The sequence below is a fragment of the Pseudomonas sp. RtIB026 genome (genome assembly GCF_016861355.2).
Lineage (GTDB): Bacteria > Pseudomonadota > Gammaproteobacteria > Pseudomonadales > Pseudomonadaceae > Aquipseudomonas > Aquipseudomonas peradeniyensis.
Window position 1 is genome coordinate 5,078,763 of record NZ_AP023348.2, and the last position, 13,873, is coordinate 5,092,635.

The 13,873-nt window shown below is 64.7% G+C and carries 15 protein-coding genes; 5 read left to right on the plus strand and 10 right to left on the minus strand.

The window, feature by feature from the left end; genetic code table 11:
• Positions 1 to 4 precede the first annotated feature (4 nt).
• Positions 5 to 502 (minus strand): hypothetical protein, encoded by a 498-nt coding sequence (locus tag PRtIB026_RS22585; RefSeq protein WP_203651403.1) that lies wholly within the window; start codon positions 500 to 502, stop codon positions 5 to 7.
• A gap of 149 nt (positions 503 to 651) precedes the next feature.
• Here PRtIB026_RS22585 and PRtIB026_RS22590 point away from each other — a divergent pair, with 149 nt between their 5' ends.
• From PRtIB026_RS22590 to PRtIB026_RS22600, 3 genes are all read left to right on the plus strand, one after another.
• A complete protein-coding gene (locus PRtIB026_RS22590) occupies positions 652 to 873 on the plus strand; it encodes a hypothetical protein (protein WP_203652731.1) in 222 nt (73 codons plus the stop codon).
• 86 nt (positions 874 to 959) lie between these two features.
• The gene (locus PRtIB026_RS22595) at positions 960 to 2,324 is read left to right on the plus strand and encodes a glutamine synthetase family protein (protein WP_203651401.1); all 1,365 of its coding nucleotides are present in this window, start codon (positions 960 to 962) and stop codon (positions 2,322 to 2,324) included.
• A gap of 29 nt (positions 2,325 to 2,353) precedes the next feature.
• Positions 2,354 to 3,661, plus strand: a complete 1,308-nt coding sequence (locus PRtIB026_RS22600; protein WP_267813007.1) for an NAD(P)/FAD-dependent oxidoreductase — start codon at positions 2,354 to 2,356, stop codon at positions 3,659 to 3,661.
• Positions 3,662 to 3,811: 150 nt separating this feature from the next.
• Here PRtIB026_RS22600 and fadD1 read toward each other — a convergent pair whose 3' ends face one another.
• Both fadD1 and fadD2 read right to left on the minus strand, forming a co-directional pair.
• Positions 3,812 to 5,509, minus strand: a complete 1,698-nt coding sequence (gene fadD1 / locus PRtIB026_RS22605) for a long-chain-fatty-acid--CoA ligase FadD1 (RefSeq protein WP_203651400.1) — start codon at positions 5,507 to 5,509, stop codon at positions 3,812 to 3,814.
• 298 nt (positions 5,510 to 5,807) lie between these two features.
• Positions 5,808 to 7,496, minus strand: coding sequence for a long-chain-fatty-acid--CoA ligase FadD2 (fadD2, locus tag PRtIB026_RS22610; RefSeq protein WP_203651398.1), 1,689 nt, complete (start codon positions 7,494 to 7,496; stop codon positions 5,808 to 5,810).
• Positions 7,497 to 7,697: 201 nt separating this feature from the next.
• Between fadD2 and PRtIB026_RS22615 the strand changes: the two genes are divergently transcribed.
• On the plus strand, positions 7,698 to 8,642 hold the full coding sequence (locus PRtIB026_RS22615) for an alpha/beta hydrolase (RefSeq protein ID WP_203651396.1): 945 nt from the start codon (positions 7,698 to 7,700) through the stop codon (positions 8,640 to 8,642).
• 35 nt (positions 8,643 to 8,677) lie between these two features.
• Positions 8,678 to 9,148 carry a MaoC family dehydratase gene (locus tag PRtIB026_RS22620; RefSeq protein WP_062574831.1) on the plus strand — a complete coding sequence of 157 codons (471 nt, stop codon included), beginning with the start codon at positions 8,678 to 8,680 and terminating at the stop codon, positions 9,146 to 9,148.
• 147 nt (positions 9,149 to 9,295) lie between these two features.
• On the opposite strand, the gene PRtIB026_RS22625 is transcribed toward PRtIB026_RS22620, so the two are convergent.
• The 7 genes from PRtIB026_RS22625 to PRtIB026_RS22655 form a co-directional block, all read right to left on the minus strand.
• Complete coding sequence (locus tag PRtIB026_RS22625; protein WP_203651394.1) at positions 9,296 to 10,534, minus strand: RNA polymerase sigma factor; 1,239 nt, start codon at positions 10,532 to 10,534, stop codon at positions 9,296 to 9,298.
• 41 nt (positions 10,535 to 10,575) lie between these two features.
• The gene (locus PRtIB026_RS22630; RefSeq protein WP_203651392.1) at positions 10,576 to 10,920 is read right to left on the minus strand and encodes a YciI family protein; all 345 of its coding nucleotides are present in this window, start codon (positions 10,918 to 10,920) and stop codon (positions 10,576 to 10,578) included.
• Between the two features lie 42 nt (positions 10,921 to 10,962).
• A complete protein-coding gene (locus PRtIB026_RS22635; RefSeq protein ID WP_203651389.1) occupies positions 10,963 to 11,388 on the minus strand; it encodes a YybH family protein in 426 nt (141 codons plus the stop codon).
• A gap of 122 nt (positions 11,389 to 11,510) precedes the next feature.
• The gene (locus PRtIB026_RS22640) at positions 11,511 to 12,152 is read right to left on the minus strand and encodes a LysE family translocator (RefSeq protein ID WP_203651387.1); all 642 of its coding nucleotides are present in this window, start codon (positions 12,150 to 12,152) and stop codon (positions 11,511 to 11,513) included.
• Between the two features lie 78 nt (positions 12,153 to 12,230).
• On the minus strand, positions 12,231 to 12,563 hold the full coding sequence (locus PRtIB026_RS22645; RefSeq protein ID WP_203651385.1) for a type II toxin-antitoxin system HicB family antitoxin: 333 nt from the start codon (positions 12,561 to 12,563) through the stop codon (positions 12,231 to 12,233).
• The gene (locus PRtIB026_RS22650) at positions 12,560 to 12,814 is read right to left on the minus strand and encodes a type II toxin-antitoxin system HicA family toxin (RefSeq protein ID WP_203651377.1); all 255 of its coding nucleotides are present in this window, start codon (positions 12,812 to 12,814) and stop codon (positions 12,560 to 12,562) included. The genes PRtIB026_RS22645 and PRtIB026_RS22650 overlap by 4 nt, the downstream gene beginning before the upstream one ends.
• A 48-nt stretch (positions 12,815 to 12,862) precedes the next feature.
• On the minus strand, positions 12,863 to 13,828 hold the full coding sequence (locus PRtIB026_RS22655; RefSeq protein ID WP_203651375.1) for a threonine dehydratase: 966 nt from the start codon (positions 13,826 to 13,828) through the stop codon (positions 12,863 to 12,865).
• Positions 13,829 to 13,873 lie beyond the last annotated feature (45 nt).

Genomic DNA, 13,873 nt, shown 5'->3' on the forward strand with positions numbered 1-13,873 from the left:
CCCTTCAGATAATCAGCATCAGGCTGCTGGATTGGGGACCAATACCGCCTTTCACGGTTGCTGACAGCGATGCCAGTACATCCCCAGCATGAAAAGTAGGAATCTTATTCTGAATCAACCACGCCACAGCTCCGGTGGCGGCGATCCCTGCGACCGCCGCCGCAGGCCCACCTGCCATTGCTAGCGCGACATCCGCCGTCGCTTTACCCGCTGCGGTACTGAAAATGCCCGAAACCCTGTACCTCTGCTGATTGAGGCTGTCCCCCTGCTGGCGAGTTAACGGCCGCGATACCGCAACCGTCATCAGGCAAGGCCGCTGCCCTGCCAGCATCCGGTCGTAAAGCTCCGCCATTTTTTCAACGACCCGATAGTGCCCGGCATGCACCCATGGCAGGCCCGTTTGCCGGATTTGGCAACATTCTCCTGGCTGGATGATGAACTCGCTGACATCGAAGACGATCGCGTGATGGGCGATTACCTGATAAGTCCTTTGCGCTTGCATGGCGATCCCTGACCATTCTTACAAAGAAAGGGACTTTCACCGCTGGCGCGCCACCTGCCAACTAGCCTAGGTCCGATAAAACTGTGGGAAGCTTCCTAAGCTGCTGCAACGCGGCGGGCAGACCTTGCCAATGTTTAGCTGCCACCGGAATGAACGTCGCCATTCACTGCTTTAATCAACCTTACAGGCCATGTGAGTATCCAGGGATGCTTCTCGACCCGATGATTGCCCGCCCGCTGCCCTACCCTTCGCTGCCGAAGGCCCGGGCCCGTGCCGGTGAAAATCCGCTGGTCCATATCATCATGGCGTTCTGGGCGCTGTGGCATTGCCGTCACGCGCGCCCACCGGACACGTCGCTCACGCACTCCTGACCCGACCCGGCCGCCCCACTGGCCGATTGACTCAGCCTGACCGCTCGCCTGCGCGGCGGTCACGTGTGCCCCAGAGCGAATCCACCATGCACTTTGCCCCCGCAGAGCAAGCCAGGCGTTTCCTGGCCGACAACCCCGATATCGACCTGATCGAGCTGTTCATCCTCGACGCCAACGGCGTCCCCCGCGGCAAGCTGCTGCACCGCGAGGAGCTGCTGGCGGTGTTCGAAAGCGGCCGCCCGCTGCCCAGCACCATCCTCGGCCTGACCCTCAATGGCGACGACGTGGAAAACTCGGGCCTGGTCTGGGATGTCGGCGACATCGACTGCCGCGCCTACCCCTTGGACGGCAGCCTGGTGCGCCTGCCCTGGCGCCGGGTGCCGACCGCCGCCGTGCAGGTCAGCATGCACCCCAGCGAAGGCCTGCCGGCCAGCGTGGCCGACCCGCGTCATGTGCTGCTGCGAGTGATCGACGCGCTCAAGGCCGATGGTTTCCACCCGGTGATGGCCTGCGAGCTGGAGTTCTACCTGCTCGACCAGCAGCGCGACGCCCAGGGCCGGCCGCAGCCAGCGCTGGACAGCGACGGAGGACGTCCGCGCGGTACCCAGGTGTATGGCCTGCGCGAGCTGGAGCAGATCGAACCCTTCCTCGCCGACCTCTATGCCGCCTGCAAGGCCCAGGGCATCCCGGCCCGCACGGCGATCTCCGAATACGCGCCCGGCCAGGTGGAGATCACCCTGGAGCACGGTGACGCGCTCCAGGCGATGGACCAGGCCGTGCGCTACAAGCGTCTGGTCAAGGGTATCGCCAACGCCCACGGCATGCAGGCCTGCTTCATGGCCAAGCCGTTCGCCCAGCTGGCCGGCACCGGCATGCACATGCACCTGAGCCTGGCCGACGCCGCCGGCAACAACCTGTTCGCCAGCGAAGACAAGGCCGGCACCCCGCTGCTGCGCCAGGCGGTGGCCGGCATGCTGCGTCACCTGCGTGAATCGCTGCTGTTGTTCTGCCCCAACGCCAACTCGTTCCGCCGCTTCCAGGCCAACAGCTATGCACCGCTGGCACCGACCTGGGGTGTGGACAACCGCACCGTCAGCCTGCGCGTACCCGGTGGCCCGGCCAACAGCCGGCATATCGAGCACCGCATCTGCGGCGCCGACGCCAACCCCTACCTGGCCGCCGCCGCGATTCTCGCCGCCACCCACCAGGGCATCCGTGAACAACTCGATCCCGGCGCCCCGGTCGAGGGCAACGGCTATGCCCAGGCCGGCGAACACCTGCCCACCGACTGGCTAACCGTCCTCGAGGCCCTGGAAAATTCGAGCTGGGCCCGGGAGGCGCTGGGCGAAGCCTTCCTCGGCGTCTACCTGAAGGTCAAGCGCGCCGAGTACCGCCAGTTCATGGCCGAGGTCGGCGAGCAGGACTGGCGTTGGTACCTGCACCAGGCCTGATGCCCACGAGATTACAAGAAGGAACAACCATGAACGCAGCAGTGAACAACGGCCCGGCCCAGCGCGCGCCGTCCTATTACAGCGCCACCCTCAACGACACCACCGAATACCCCACGCTCAAGGGCACGGTGCAGGTCGACGTGGCGATCATCGGCGGCGGCTTCACCGGCGTGGCCACCGCCGTGGAACTGGCCGAGCGCGGCCTGAAAGTGGCCATCGTCGAGACCAACCGCATCGGCTGGGGCGCCAGCGGGCGCAACGGCGGCCAGGTCACCGGCAGCCTGTCGGGCGACGAGGCCATGCGCACGCAGATGCGCGACCGGCTGGGCGCCGAGGTGGACGATTTCATCTGGCACCTGCGCTGGCGCGGCCACCAGATCATCGAGCAGCGCGTCGAGCGCTACGGCATACAGTGCGACCTCAAGCACGGCCATCTGCACGCGGCGATGAAACCGTCGCACATGCACGAGCTGCGCGCCTTCGAGGCCGAGGCCCAGCGCCGTGGGATGGGTGACCAGGTACAACTGCTCGACCGCAGCGCCATGCAACGCCACCTGCAGAGCCCGCTGTACCTCGGCGCGCTGAAGAACCGCCGCAACCTGCACCTGCACCCGCTCAACCTGTGCCTGGGCGAAGCCCGCGCCGCCCACGGGCTGGGTGCGCTGGTGTTCGAAAACTCCGAGGTGCTGGAGATCGTCCACGGTCCGCGGCCGGCGGTGGTCACCGCCCAGGGACGGATCGAGGCGCGCCAGGTGATGCTGGCCGGCGACGTGTATCACAAGCTGGAAAAGCGCCAGCTCAAGGGCAAGATCTTCCCGGCCATGGGCGGCATCGTCACCACCGCGCCGCTGGGCGAGCTGGCCGAGCAGATCAACCCGCAGGACCTGGCGGTGTACGACTGCCGTTTCGTCCTCGACTACTACCGCCTGACCGCCGACAAGCGCCTGCTGTTCGGTGGCGGCGCCAACTACTCCGGGCGCGACTCGCGGGACATCGAAGGTGAGCTGCGCCCGTGCATCGAGCGCACCTTCCCGGCGCTCAAGGGCGTGCCGATCGAGTTCCAATGGAGCTGCGCCATGGGCATCGTGGTCAACCGCATCCCGCAGCTGGGCAAGCTGTCGGACAACGTCTGGTACTGCCAGGGGTATTCCGGGCACGGCATCGCCACCAGCCATATCATGGGGGAGATCATGGCCGAGGCGCTGACCGGGACGCTGGAGAAGTTCGATACCTTTGCCGGGTGCAGGCACATCAAGGTGCCGATGGGCGACCTGCTGGGCAATCCGCTGCTGGCGGCGGGGATGTGGTACTACCAGATGCAGGAAAAGCTGCGCTGAGCCGCAACCTCTCTGTAGGAGCGGCCTTGCGCCGCGAAAGGGCTGCAAAGCAGCCCCAGGATTTCAGCGGCAACGCATCAATCGATGGGGGTGCTTCGCACCCCTTTCGCGGCACAAGGCCGCTCCTACATCGATCGCGCACGCTGCGGATCAGGCGATCTTCTTCAGACCCTGCTTCTTCAGCTCTTCGTCGCGCAGCTCGCGGCGCAGGATCTTGCCGACGTTGGTGGTCGGCAGCGCGTCGCGGAACTCGATGGCCTTGGGCACCTTGTAGCCGGTGACGTTGGCGCGCATGTGCTCCATCACCTGCTCCTTGGTCAGGGTCATGCCCGGCTTGACCACGATGAACATCTTGATCACCTCGCCGGATTTTTCGTCCGGGACGCCAATGGCCGCGCATTGCAGCACGCCCGGCAGCGCGGCGAGCACATCTTCGAGCTCGTTGGGGTACACGTTGAAGCCGGACACCAGGATCATGTCCTTCTTGCGGTCGACGATGCGCATATAGCCGTCCGGCTGGATCAGGGCGATGTCGCCAGTCTTCAGCCAGCCATTGCTGTCGATGATCTCGGCGGTGGCATCTTCACGCTGCCAGTAGCCCTTCATCACCTGCGGCCCCTTGATGCACAGCTCGCCCACCTCGCCCAGGGGCAATTCCTGGCCGTTGTCGTCGATGATCTTGCACAGGGTGGACGGCACCGGGATGCCGATGGTTCCCAGCTGGTTGGCCGAAGTCGGGTTGACCGCCGCCACCGGGCTGGTCTCGGTCATGCCGTAGCCTTCGCAGATGGCGCAGCCGGTCACCGTCTTCCAGCGCTCGGCCACGCTCTGTTGCAGGGCCATGCCGCCGGACAGGGTGATCTTCAGCGCCGAGAAGTCGAGGTTGCGGAACGTCTCGTTGTTGCACAGGGCGACGAACAGCGTGTTGAGGCCGACGAAGCCGCTGAACTTCCACTTGCCCAGTTCCTTGACCATGGCCGGCAGGTCGCGCGGGTTGCTGATCAGCACGTTGTGGTTGCCGATGAGCATCATGGCCATGCAATGGAAGGTGAAGGCGTAGATGTGGTAAAGCGGCAGCGGGGTGATGAGGATCTCGCAGCCTTCGTGCAGGTTCGAGCCCATCAGCGCGCGGCACTGCAGCATGTTGGCGACCAGGTTGCGGTGGGTGAGCATCGCGCCCTTGGCCACGCCGGTGGTACCGCCGGTGTACTGCAGCACGGCGACATCGCCGGACTGCGGGTTGGCCTCGGTCACCGCGCCGCCCTTGCCCAGCGCCAGCGCGTCGTTGAAGCGCACGGCGCCCGGCAGGTGGTAGGCCGGCACCATTTTCTTCACGTACTTGATGACGCTGTTGATCAACAGGCGCTTGAGAGGTGGCAACAGGTCGGCCACTTCGGTGACAATGACGTGTTTGACCTGGGTCTTGGGCACCACCTTTTCCGCCAGGTGCGCCATGTTGGCCAGGCATACCAGGGCCTTGGCCCCGGAATCGTTGAACTGGTGCTCCAGCTCCCGCGCGGTGTACAGCGGGTTGGTGTTGACCACGATCAGGCCGGCGCGCATGGCGCCGAACACGGCGACGGGGTACTGCAGGACGTTGGGCAGCTGGACCGCGATGCGATCACCCGGCTTCAGGTCGGTGTGCTGCTGCAGCCAGGCGGCGAAGGCGCCGGACAGGGTGTACAGCTCGCCGTAGGTGATGGTCTTGCCCAGGTTGCTAAAGGCAGGTTTGTCGGCAAAGCGTTGGCAGGATTGCTTGAGTACCGCCTGGATATTGGGGAATTCGTCAGGATTGATGTCCGCCGTGACCCCGGCTGGGTACTTATCCTTCCAAAAATGTTCGATCATGGAAGCCCGCTCCTTCAGCAACAGCGAATTCGGTACGCGTCGATGCGCTTATTATTGATATGAGAGGCCGGCTCATTGCAAACCGGATCCTCTGAAAGCGCGCCGAGAGTAACAGCTTTGCAAGGGGTCGCCTAGAGGTCGAAATGGGCCGACAGGTCACAAAAATGACTCAATGAACAATACAGGTCATTTTTAGAGTAATTATACAAAATGTCGCGAATCCGCCTGAAAGCCCTGCCCTAGAGAGGGCCTGCGGGAACGGCGTTGTGCTGATCCCACAGGATTGGATTAGCCACCGTCAGGCGATATCGCGCAACTCCCGGCGCAGGATCTTGCCCACCGGAGTCATCGGCAGCGATTCGCGCAACACGATGTGCTTGGGCACCTTGTAGCCGGTGAAGTTGGTCTTGCAGAACGCCTTGAGCTCATCGACGCTCACCCCACCCGCACGCGGCACCACGAACAGCTTCACCGCCTCGCCGGTGCGCTCGTCCGGCACGCCGATCACCGCGCAGCTGGCCACCTGCGGATGGCCCATCACCACATCCTCGATCTCGTTGGGATACACGTTGAAGCCCGAGACGATGATCATGTCCTTCTTGCGGTCGACGATGCGGGTGAAACCGTCCGGATCGATGACGGCGATATCGCCGGTCTTCAGCCAGCCTTCGGCATCCAGGACCTGGGTGGTGGCCTCAACCTGCTGCCAGTAACCCTTCATCACCTGCGGCCCCTTGATGCACAACTCGCCACGCTCGCCCAGCGGCTGCTCGTGGCCTTCATCGTCGATCACCTTGAACGCCGTGCCGGGCACCGGCAGCCCCACGGTGCCCAGGCGCGCCAGCTGGCCATAGGGGTTGGTGCTGGCCGCCGGCGAGGTTTCGGTCAGGCCGTAGCCTTCGACAATGCGGCAACCGGTGAGGGCCTCCCAGCGTTCGGCGGTGGCCTTGACCAGCGCGGTGCCACCGGAGTTGGTGATCTTCAGCGCGGAGAAATCCAGCGACTTGAAGCCCGGGTTGTCCATCAGCGCGACGAACAGCGTGTTCAGGCCCACCAGCGCCGAGAACCGCCACTTGCCCAGTTCCTTGATGAAACCGGGAATATCCCGGGGGTTGGTGATCAGTACGTTGTGGTTGCCGGTCACCATCATGCACATGCAGTTCGCGGTGAAGGCATAGATGTGGTACAGCGGCAGCGGCGCGATCATCACCTCCTGCCCTTCCTTGATCAGCGGCTGGCCATCGGGGCCGTGCTGACCGAAGCAGGCCAGCACCTGGAGCATGTTGGCCACCAGGTTGCCGTGGGTGAGCATGGCGCCCTTGGCCAGCCCGGTGGTGCCGCCGGTGTACTGCAGCACCGCGATGTTCTCCAGGGTTTGTGCCACCGGCCTGTGAGTGAGCCCGCGCCCCTGGCGCAGCACCTGCTTGAACGACACGGCCTGGGGCAACTGGTAGGCCGGCACCATCTTCTTCAGCTTGTCGACCACGGTGTTGACCAGCCAGCCCTTGGCCGTCGGCAGCAGGTCGCCCATCTTCGCCTCGATCAGGTACTCGATGCCGGTATCGGGCAGCACCTCCTGCACGCGCTTGCCGAACATGTTCAGGTACACCAGGGCTCGGGCGCCGGAGTCCTTGAACTGATGGCGCATCTCGCGCTCGGTGTACAGCGGGTTGGTGTTGACCACGATCAGGCCGGCGCGCATGGCGCCGAACACCGCAATGGGGTATTGCAGGACATTGGGCATCTGCACCGCGATGCGGTCGCCCGGCACCAGTTCGGTGTGCTGTTGCAGCCAGGCGGCGAAGGCGGCCGAATGACGCTCGAGGTCGGCATAGCTAAGGGTGACCCCGAGGTTGCTGTACGCCGGGCGGTCGGCGAAGCGTTTGCAGCAGCGCTCGAAGACGTCGACGACGGACGTGTAGACATTCATGTCAATGGTGGAAGGTACGCCCGCGGCGCGCTTGTCGTTCCAGAAATCGGCTTGCATTTATTGTTGTTCCTCTACCGGGACATTCCTGACCTGTTCGCCTGCTGGCAAAAAGGTGTTCAGCCGACGTTAGCAGCTCTGTCGAAGGTGGCAAATACGCCAAGTGCCGCCATTAACATTGTGAATCTCTTTTCCGCCCTTCCTGCAATCGATGGCTTTGCGCATACACTGTTGGGCAACCTCCGCGCGCAAGGACCCGCCATGCCCCACGACGCCTTCTGGCTCCCCGCCAGCGAGCATTGCAGCCTTTATGTCCACCAATGGCTGCCGGCCACACCGGTCAAGGCCGTGGTGCTGCTGGCCCATGGCATGGCCGAGCATGCCGGGCGCTACCAGCGCCTGGGCCATGCGCTCAACGCGGCCGGCTACGGGCTGCTCGCCCCCGACCTGCGCGGCCACGGCCGCACCGCTGAACTGGGCAGCCTGGGCCTGTTCGCCCGGCAAAATGGCTGGAATGCCGTGCTCAACGACCTGGGCCTGCTGGCCCAGCACATCGGCCAGCAGTTTCCGGGAACCCCGCTGTTCCTGTTCGGCCACAGCATGGGCAGCTACATCGCCCAGGCCTACCTGCTGCACCACAGCGCCAGCCTGCAGGGCGCGATCCTCAGCGGTTCGAACTTCCAGCCGGTGGCGCTGTACCGCGCGGCGCGCCTGATTGCCCGTCTCGAGGCCTGGCGCCAGGGCCCGCTGGGCAAGAGCGCGCTGATCGACTGGCTGTCGTTCGGCTCGTTCAACAAGGCGTTCAAGCCCAACCGCACCGCTTTCGACTGGCTCAGCCGTGATGCCGCGGAGGTGGACAAGTACATCGCCGATCCGCTGTGCGGCTTTCGCTGCAGTAACCAGCTGTGGCTCGACCTGCTGCAGGGGTTGGCGCAGATCAGTCAGAAGAAGAACCTGGCGCAGATCGATCCGAACCTGCCGATCTTCGTGCTGGGCGGCGAATGTGATCCGGTGAGTGCCGGCAAGCGTCTCACCCACCTGGCCGACGCCCTGCGCGCGACCGGCAACCGTCATGTACAGTTGCGCATCTACCCCGGCGCACGCCACGAAGTGCTCAACGAAACCCATCGCGACGAGGTCACCGCCGAGATCATCGGCTGGCTGGAGCAGGCGCTGGCCCTTGGCCGCCCTGCCCGCAGTGAATGATCGGCAGCCTCGTCCGTTCCACAAGGAAGCCCCTGATGACCCAGGTCACCAACACGCCTTACGAAGCCCTCGAAGTCGGCCAGAAAGCTGAATACAAGAAGTCCGTGGCAGAACGCGACATCCAGCTGTTCGCCGCCATGTCCGGCGACCACAACCCGGTGCACCTGGATGCCGAGTTCGCCGCCAAGAGCATGTTCAAGGAACGCATCGCCCATGGCATGTTCAGCGGCGCGCTGATCAGCGCCGCAGTGGCCTGCACCCTGCCTGGCCCGGGCACCATCTACCTGGGCCAGCAGATGAGCTTCCAGAAGCCGGTGAAGATCGGCGACGAGCTGACCGTGCGCCTGGAAATCCTCGAGAAGCTGCCCAAGTTCAAGGTGCGCATCGCCACCAACGTGTACAACCAGAACGACGAGCTGGTGGTCGCCGGCGAAGCCGAGATCCTCGCGCCGCGCAAGCAACAGACCGTCGAGCTGGTGAGCCCGCCGGAGTTCGTTGCCGGCTGATACAGCGACTTTCACAGTCATTGTAGGAGCGGCCTCGTGCCGCGAAAGAGCTGCGCAGCAGTCCCTGGATTTCAGCGTCCATGCATAGATCGCCGGGGCTGCTACGCAGCCCTTTCGCGGCACGAGGCCGCTCCTACAGGTATGACCTCACCCCAGCTCGCGCAAGCGCCGCTCGATATGGCGGCGTTCCGGCCCCTGCCGGGTCAGCGTCAATGCCTGCTGCCAGGCCTCGCGGGCCTGTTCGGTATTGCCCAGCTGCCGATGCAGTTCGGCCCGTGCGGCATGGGCCAGGTGGTATTCGCCCAGTTCGCCCCGCTCGAGAATTGCTTCGACCGCCCGCAACCCGACCTGCGCGCCATCACGCCGGGCCAGTGCCGCCGCCCGGTTCAGCTCCACCACCGGTGACGGCCAGTGGCGCTGCAGCACGTCGTACAGGCCGACGATCTCGTCCCAGTCGGTGGCCTCGGCGCTGGGCGCTTCGGCATGCAGCGCGGCAATCGCCGCCTGCACACTGTAGGGGCCGAACTCCCGGCTGCTCAGTGCCTGGCGCACCAACTGGCTGCCCTCCTCTATCTGTGTCCGGTCCCACAGGCTCCGGTCCTGTTCGTCGAGCAGCACCAGCTCGCCGTCGGTATCGCTGCGCGCGTTCTGCCGCGAGGCCTGCAACAGCATCAGCGCCAGCAGCCCCAGCACTTCGGCATCCGGCAACAACTGCGCCAGCAACCGGCCCAGGCGGATAGCTTCGTCGGTCAGCGCGCGCGTGGTCACATCCTCGCCCGACGACGCCGAATAGCCCTCGTTGAACACCAGGTAGATCACCCGCAGCACACTCTCCAGCCGCTCCGGCAACTCGCCCAGCTCCGGTACCTGGTAGGGGATCTGCGCATCGCGGATCTTGGCCTTGGCGCGCACGATGCGCTGGGCGATGGTCGCCGGGCTCTGCAGGAAGGCGCGGGCGATCTGCTCGGTGGTCAGGTCGCAGACCTCGCGCAACGTCAGCGGTACCTGGGCATCGAAGGCCAGGGCCGGGTGGCAGCAGGTGAAGATCAGGCGCAGCCGGTCATCGACCAGCAGCTCCTGCTCGCCCGGGTCCTGGGCCTCGCCCTCCAGCAGCATGATCAGGTCCGCCTGGGAGCGGTCGAAGCGGGCACGGCGGCGCAAAGCGTCGATGGCCTTGAAACGGCCGGCGGAGACCAGCCAGGCCCGCGGATTGTCCGGGATGCCATCGCGCTGCCAGCGTTCGACGGCAATGAAGAAGGCGTCATGCAGGGCCTCCTCGGCCAGGTCGAAGTCTCCCAGCAGGCGGATCAGGGTGGCCAGGATGCGCCGGGAGTCGCGGCGGTAGACCGCCGCCACTTCATCCCGGATTTGCCCTTCGCTATTCATCAGCCCGGCGATACCTGGGTCATCGTGCTCTCCTTATTGGGTCAGGGTTGCAACTCACGCACCGGACGCACCTCGACGCTGCCGACCCGCGCCGCCGGAATGCCCCTGGCGATGTTCAACGCTTCATTGAGGTCGCGGGCATCGACCAGGTAGAACCCGGCCAACTGCTCCTTGGTCTCGGCGAACGGACCGTCGGTCAGGCTCATGTGTCCGGCGCGCACGCGTACCGTGGTGGCCGTCTGCACGGGCTTGAGCGCCTCGGCGGCGATCATCCGCCCGGAGCCCTGGATGGACTCGGCGTAGGCCATGCATTCGGCGTCCTCGGGGCTGTCGGGCAGGCTGTGCAACAGCGCTTCATCACAATAGACCAGGCACAGGTATTTCATGATCGTCTCCGGGGCAAGGTGGCGATAGGCGGTCGAGGGTGTTCAAGGTTTGAGGTTGAACAGCGCTTTTTGCGTTTCCATGTCGAACGGTGCCGACCAGTGTTCGTGGATGACCTGCCATTGGCCGCCGCTGCGCCGGTAGCCGACAGTGGCGCGCATGAAACCGCACTGGCTCTCATCGTCGGACGGCCCGCAGCGATTGAGCCAGTGGGCCAGGCCCAGGTCACCGTCGGCATGCACGGTCAGCTGCGCCAATTCGAACACCATCGGCCCGGTGCACATGCCCATGCACATCTCCCAATGAGCGCGGTAGGCGGCCTTGCCCTTGAATTGCAGGGCCTGGATGGCGTCGAAGGCGACAATATCGTCGGCGTAGGGGGCAACGATACGGTCCACATCACGCTTGCGCACGGCTTGCATCCAATGCTCGATCAGTTGTTCCAGTTCACGCTCGGCTGCAGTGTTCATCGGTGTTTCCTCCGAAGACTCATCAGGGTTGGTAGTGACGCTTTCAACACTGGTCGAACGGGAAAACGGCAGATCGACAGCCGCCTGGAAATAATTCAGTCGAATGGCGCGATCGACCAGACTCAAACGGGTGCAGGCAAGATGAACTCACGGTAACCGGAGAGAATCACATACACCGCGAAATAGCAGAAAATGGCCGCCGACAGCAGGTAGGACCACGTCAGCAGCCGATCACCGAGCAAGCGCCCACCATGGCTGGCGATGCCGCACAGCGACACGCACCAGGCCAACCCGGCAGCGAAGAAGCCCCCAAGGAACAGTCCCGCGTCGAGCAGACTGCCGCCACCGGACCTGGAGATCAGCACCCCACCCACCGCCGCGAACCAGAGGATCGCGCTGGGCGAGGACATGGCCAGGAAGATCCCGCGCAGAAACTCACGCCAGCCCGACTCCACCACCACTTCGCCCCGCGACTCCAGGTGCCCGCCGCGCCAGGCCGCCAGCAACATCTTCACGGCAAACCACACCAGCAGCGCCGAGCCGCCCAGCCACAAGGTCCAGCGCACGGCCTCGAACTGCAGCAGCACAGCCATCCCGGCCAGTGCGGCGATGGCATAGACCAGGTCGCCGACGCACGTACCCAGGCCCAGCCAGAAACCCTGGAGAAACCCACGCTGCATGGCCAGGGTGATCATCGCTATATTGGCCATGCCGATGTCCAGGCACAGGGAAAGACTGAGGAGAAAACCGTTGGAGAAAGGCATGCTGCACTCGAAGCCGGGAAAGGGAACGCCATTCAACCGTGGCCGGCCCACAGGCGTATAGGAAAAATTTGCGCCCGCTCAGGCCATTGCCGCCTGCTCGAAGACCTCGTCGGCCCATTGGTTGAGACTCTTGCCGGCAGCCCTGGCGGCGATGCTCGCGGCGGCGTGGACTTCGGGACGGATGCGCAACATGACCTTGCCGGAGGCCGGCTTCTCTGGGGCGATACCTTGTTCGGCACAGTCGGCCAGGTAGTCGTCGAGTGCCTCGCGGAACGCCTCGTGCAACGCGGGCACGGAGCTGGCGTGGAAGCTGATGATATCGCGCAGGCCAAGTACGCGGCCGACGAAAATGTCGTCACGCGCGTCGTACTCGATGCGGGCGGCGTACCCTTTGTATCGCATGCAGCTCATGGTCGGACTCCCGCCCGCAGCAGGAATTCGCGGGCTTCTTCTATCTGATATCGCCTGGCCTCCTTGCCAGGATGTGGGCGATGACACCGCCAGCACTGCCCAGCCAGCAGGATCTTGACCCTGGATCCCTGGCGCTCGTGGATCTGGCCGCCAAGGTGCAGCACCAGGGCCTCGATCTCGGCGAACGGCAATGTAGGCGTGGTCGGTGTTCTGAAGATGCACTCCAGAATCTTGCGATATCGAGTGTTCATTGGAAAATGCTATCAAATAAAGATAGCACTTCCACTGCCAACATTCATTCAGGATTTTTCATTCCCCATCAGAACCTGCGCATAACGCCCACGATCCACATTGGCGCCACTGAGCACCACCGCCACACGCTTGCCGGCCTGACGCCCACGCTCCTGCATCAATGCGGCCAGGGCAGCGGCACCGGCACCTTCGGCGGTGTTGTGGGTGGTCTCGTGATAGAGGCGCATGGCCTCGGCGATCTCGTCGTCGCTCACCCGCACGATGCGTGCGGCATGCTCGCGCACCAGCGCGAAGGCATCGGGGTGCGGCACGCGGCAAGCCATGCCGTCGGCGAAGGTGTCGGCGCTGGCGGTGGTAACGATGCGACCCCGCTCGAAGCTCTGGGCATAGGCATCCGCAGCACTGGAGACCACGCCGACGATCTCGGTGTCCAGCCCCAGCAGGTTGCGCGCCTGGATCAGCCCGCAGATGCCCGAGCCCATGCCGATCGGCACGTACACGCAATCCAGGTCGGCCACCGCCTCGAACAGCTCCAAGGCGTAGGTGGCCACGCCGCGCACCAGCTCCGGGTGGAACGATGGGACCATCTGGTAGCCGCGTTCCTCGGCCAGGCGCGCCGCCTCTTCACGGGCAACGTCGAAGTCCACGCCGTGCTCCACCAGTTCCGCGCCCAGGGCGCGCATGGCGGCATTCTTCTCTCGCGAGTTGCCTTCAGGCACCACGATCACCAGCGGCAAGCCCGCCTGGCGCGCCGCCAGGGCCATGCTCTGGCCATGGTTGCCGCGGGTGGCGGTGACCAGCCCGCGGGGGACTTCGCCAGCGGCCTGCAGGGAACGCACGTAGACCAGCCCACCACGCACCTTGAAGGCACCGGTGGGGGCATGGTTCTCATGCTTGACCCAGAGCTGGCAACCTAGCCGCTCGGCCAGCAGCGGCCAGGCATGCTGCGGGGTCGGCGGAACGTGCTGGTGAACAAAGTCGGCGGCTTCACGCAGGGCGGGCAAGTCGAACATGGCGATCTTCCTTCATCGGTAGGGCTTGATCCGATCCTAAGCGCC

Bases quoted from the DNA above. Each gene is read 5' to 3' on its own strand.
- PRtIB026_RS22585 (WP_203651403.1), bottom strand. From the start codon at position 502: ATGCAAGCGCAAAGGACTTATCAGGTAATCGCCCATCACGCGATCGTC.
- PRtIB026_RS22590 (WP_203652731.1), top strand. From the start codon at position 652: ATGAACGTCGCCATTCACTGCTTTAATCAACCTTACAGGCCATGTGAG.
- PRtIB026_RS22595 (WP_203651401.1), top strand. From the start codon at position 960: ATGCACTTTGCCCCCGCAGAGCAAGCCAGGCGTTTCCTGGCCGACAAC.
- PRtIB026_RS22600 (WP_267813007.1), top strand. From the start codon at position 2,354: ATGAACGCAGCAGTGAACAACGGCCCGGCCCAGCGCGCGCCGTCCTAT.
- fadD1 (WP_203651400.1), bottom strand. From the start codon at position 5,509: ATGATCGAACATTTTTGGAAGGATAAGTACCCAGCCGGGGTCACGGCG.
- fadD2 (WP_203651398.1), bottom strand. From the start codon at position 7,496: ATGCAAGCCGATTTCTGGAACGACAAGCGCGCCGCGGGCGTACCTTCC.
- PRtIB026_RS22615 (WP_203651396.1), top strand. From the start codon at position 7,698: ATGCCCCACGACGCCTTCTGGCTCCCCGCCAGCGAGCATTGCAGCCTT.
- PRtIB026_RS22620 (WP_062574831.1), top strand. From the start codon at position 8,678: ATGACCCAGGTCACCAACACGCCTTACGAAGCCCTCGAAGTCGGCCAG.
- PRtIB026_RS22625 (WP_203651394.1), bottom strand. From the start codon at position 10,534: ATGAATAGCGAAGGGCAAATCCGGGATGAAGTGGCGGCGGTCTACCGC.
- PRtIB026_RS22630 (WP_203651392.1), bottom strand. From the start codon at position 10,920: ATGAAATACCTGTGCCTGGTCTATTGTGATGAAGCGCTGTTGCACAGC.
- PRtIB026_RS22635 (WP_203651389.1), bottom strand. From the start codon at position 11,388: ATGAACACTGCAGCCGAGCGTGAACTGGAACAACTGATCGAGCATTGG.
- PRtIB026_RS22640 (WP_203651387.1), bottom strand. From the start codon at position 12,152: ATGCCTTTCTCCAACGGTTTTCTCCTCAGTCTTTCCCTGTGCCTGGAC.
- PRtIB026_RS22645 (WP_203651385.1), bottom strand. From the start codon at position 12,563: ATGAGCTGCATGCGATACAAAGGGTACGCCGCCCGCATCGAGTACGAC.
- PRtIB026_RS22650 (WP_203651377.1), bottom strand. From the start codon at position 12,814: ATGAACACTCGATATCGCAAGATTCTGGAGTGCATCTTCAGAACACCG.
- PRtIB026_RS22655 (WP_203651375.1), bottom strand. From the start codon at position 13,828: ATGTTCGACTTGCCCGCCCTGCGTGAAGCCGCCGACTTTGTTCACCAG.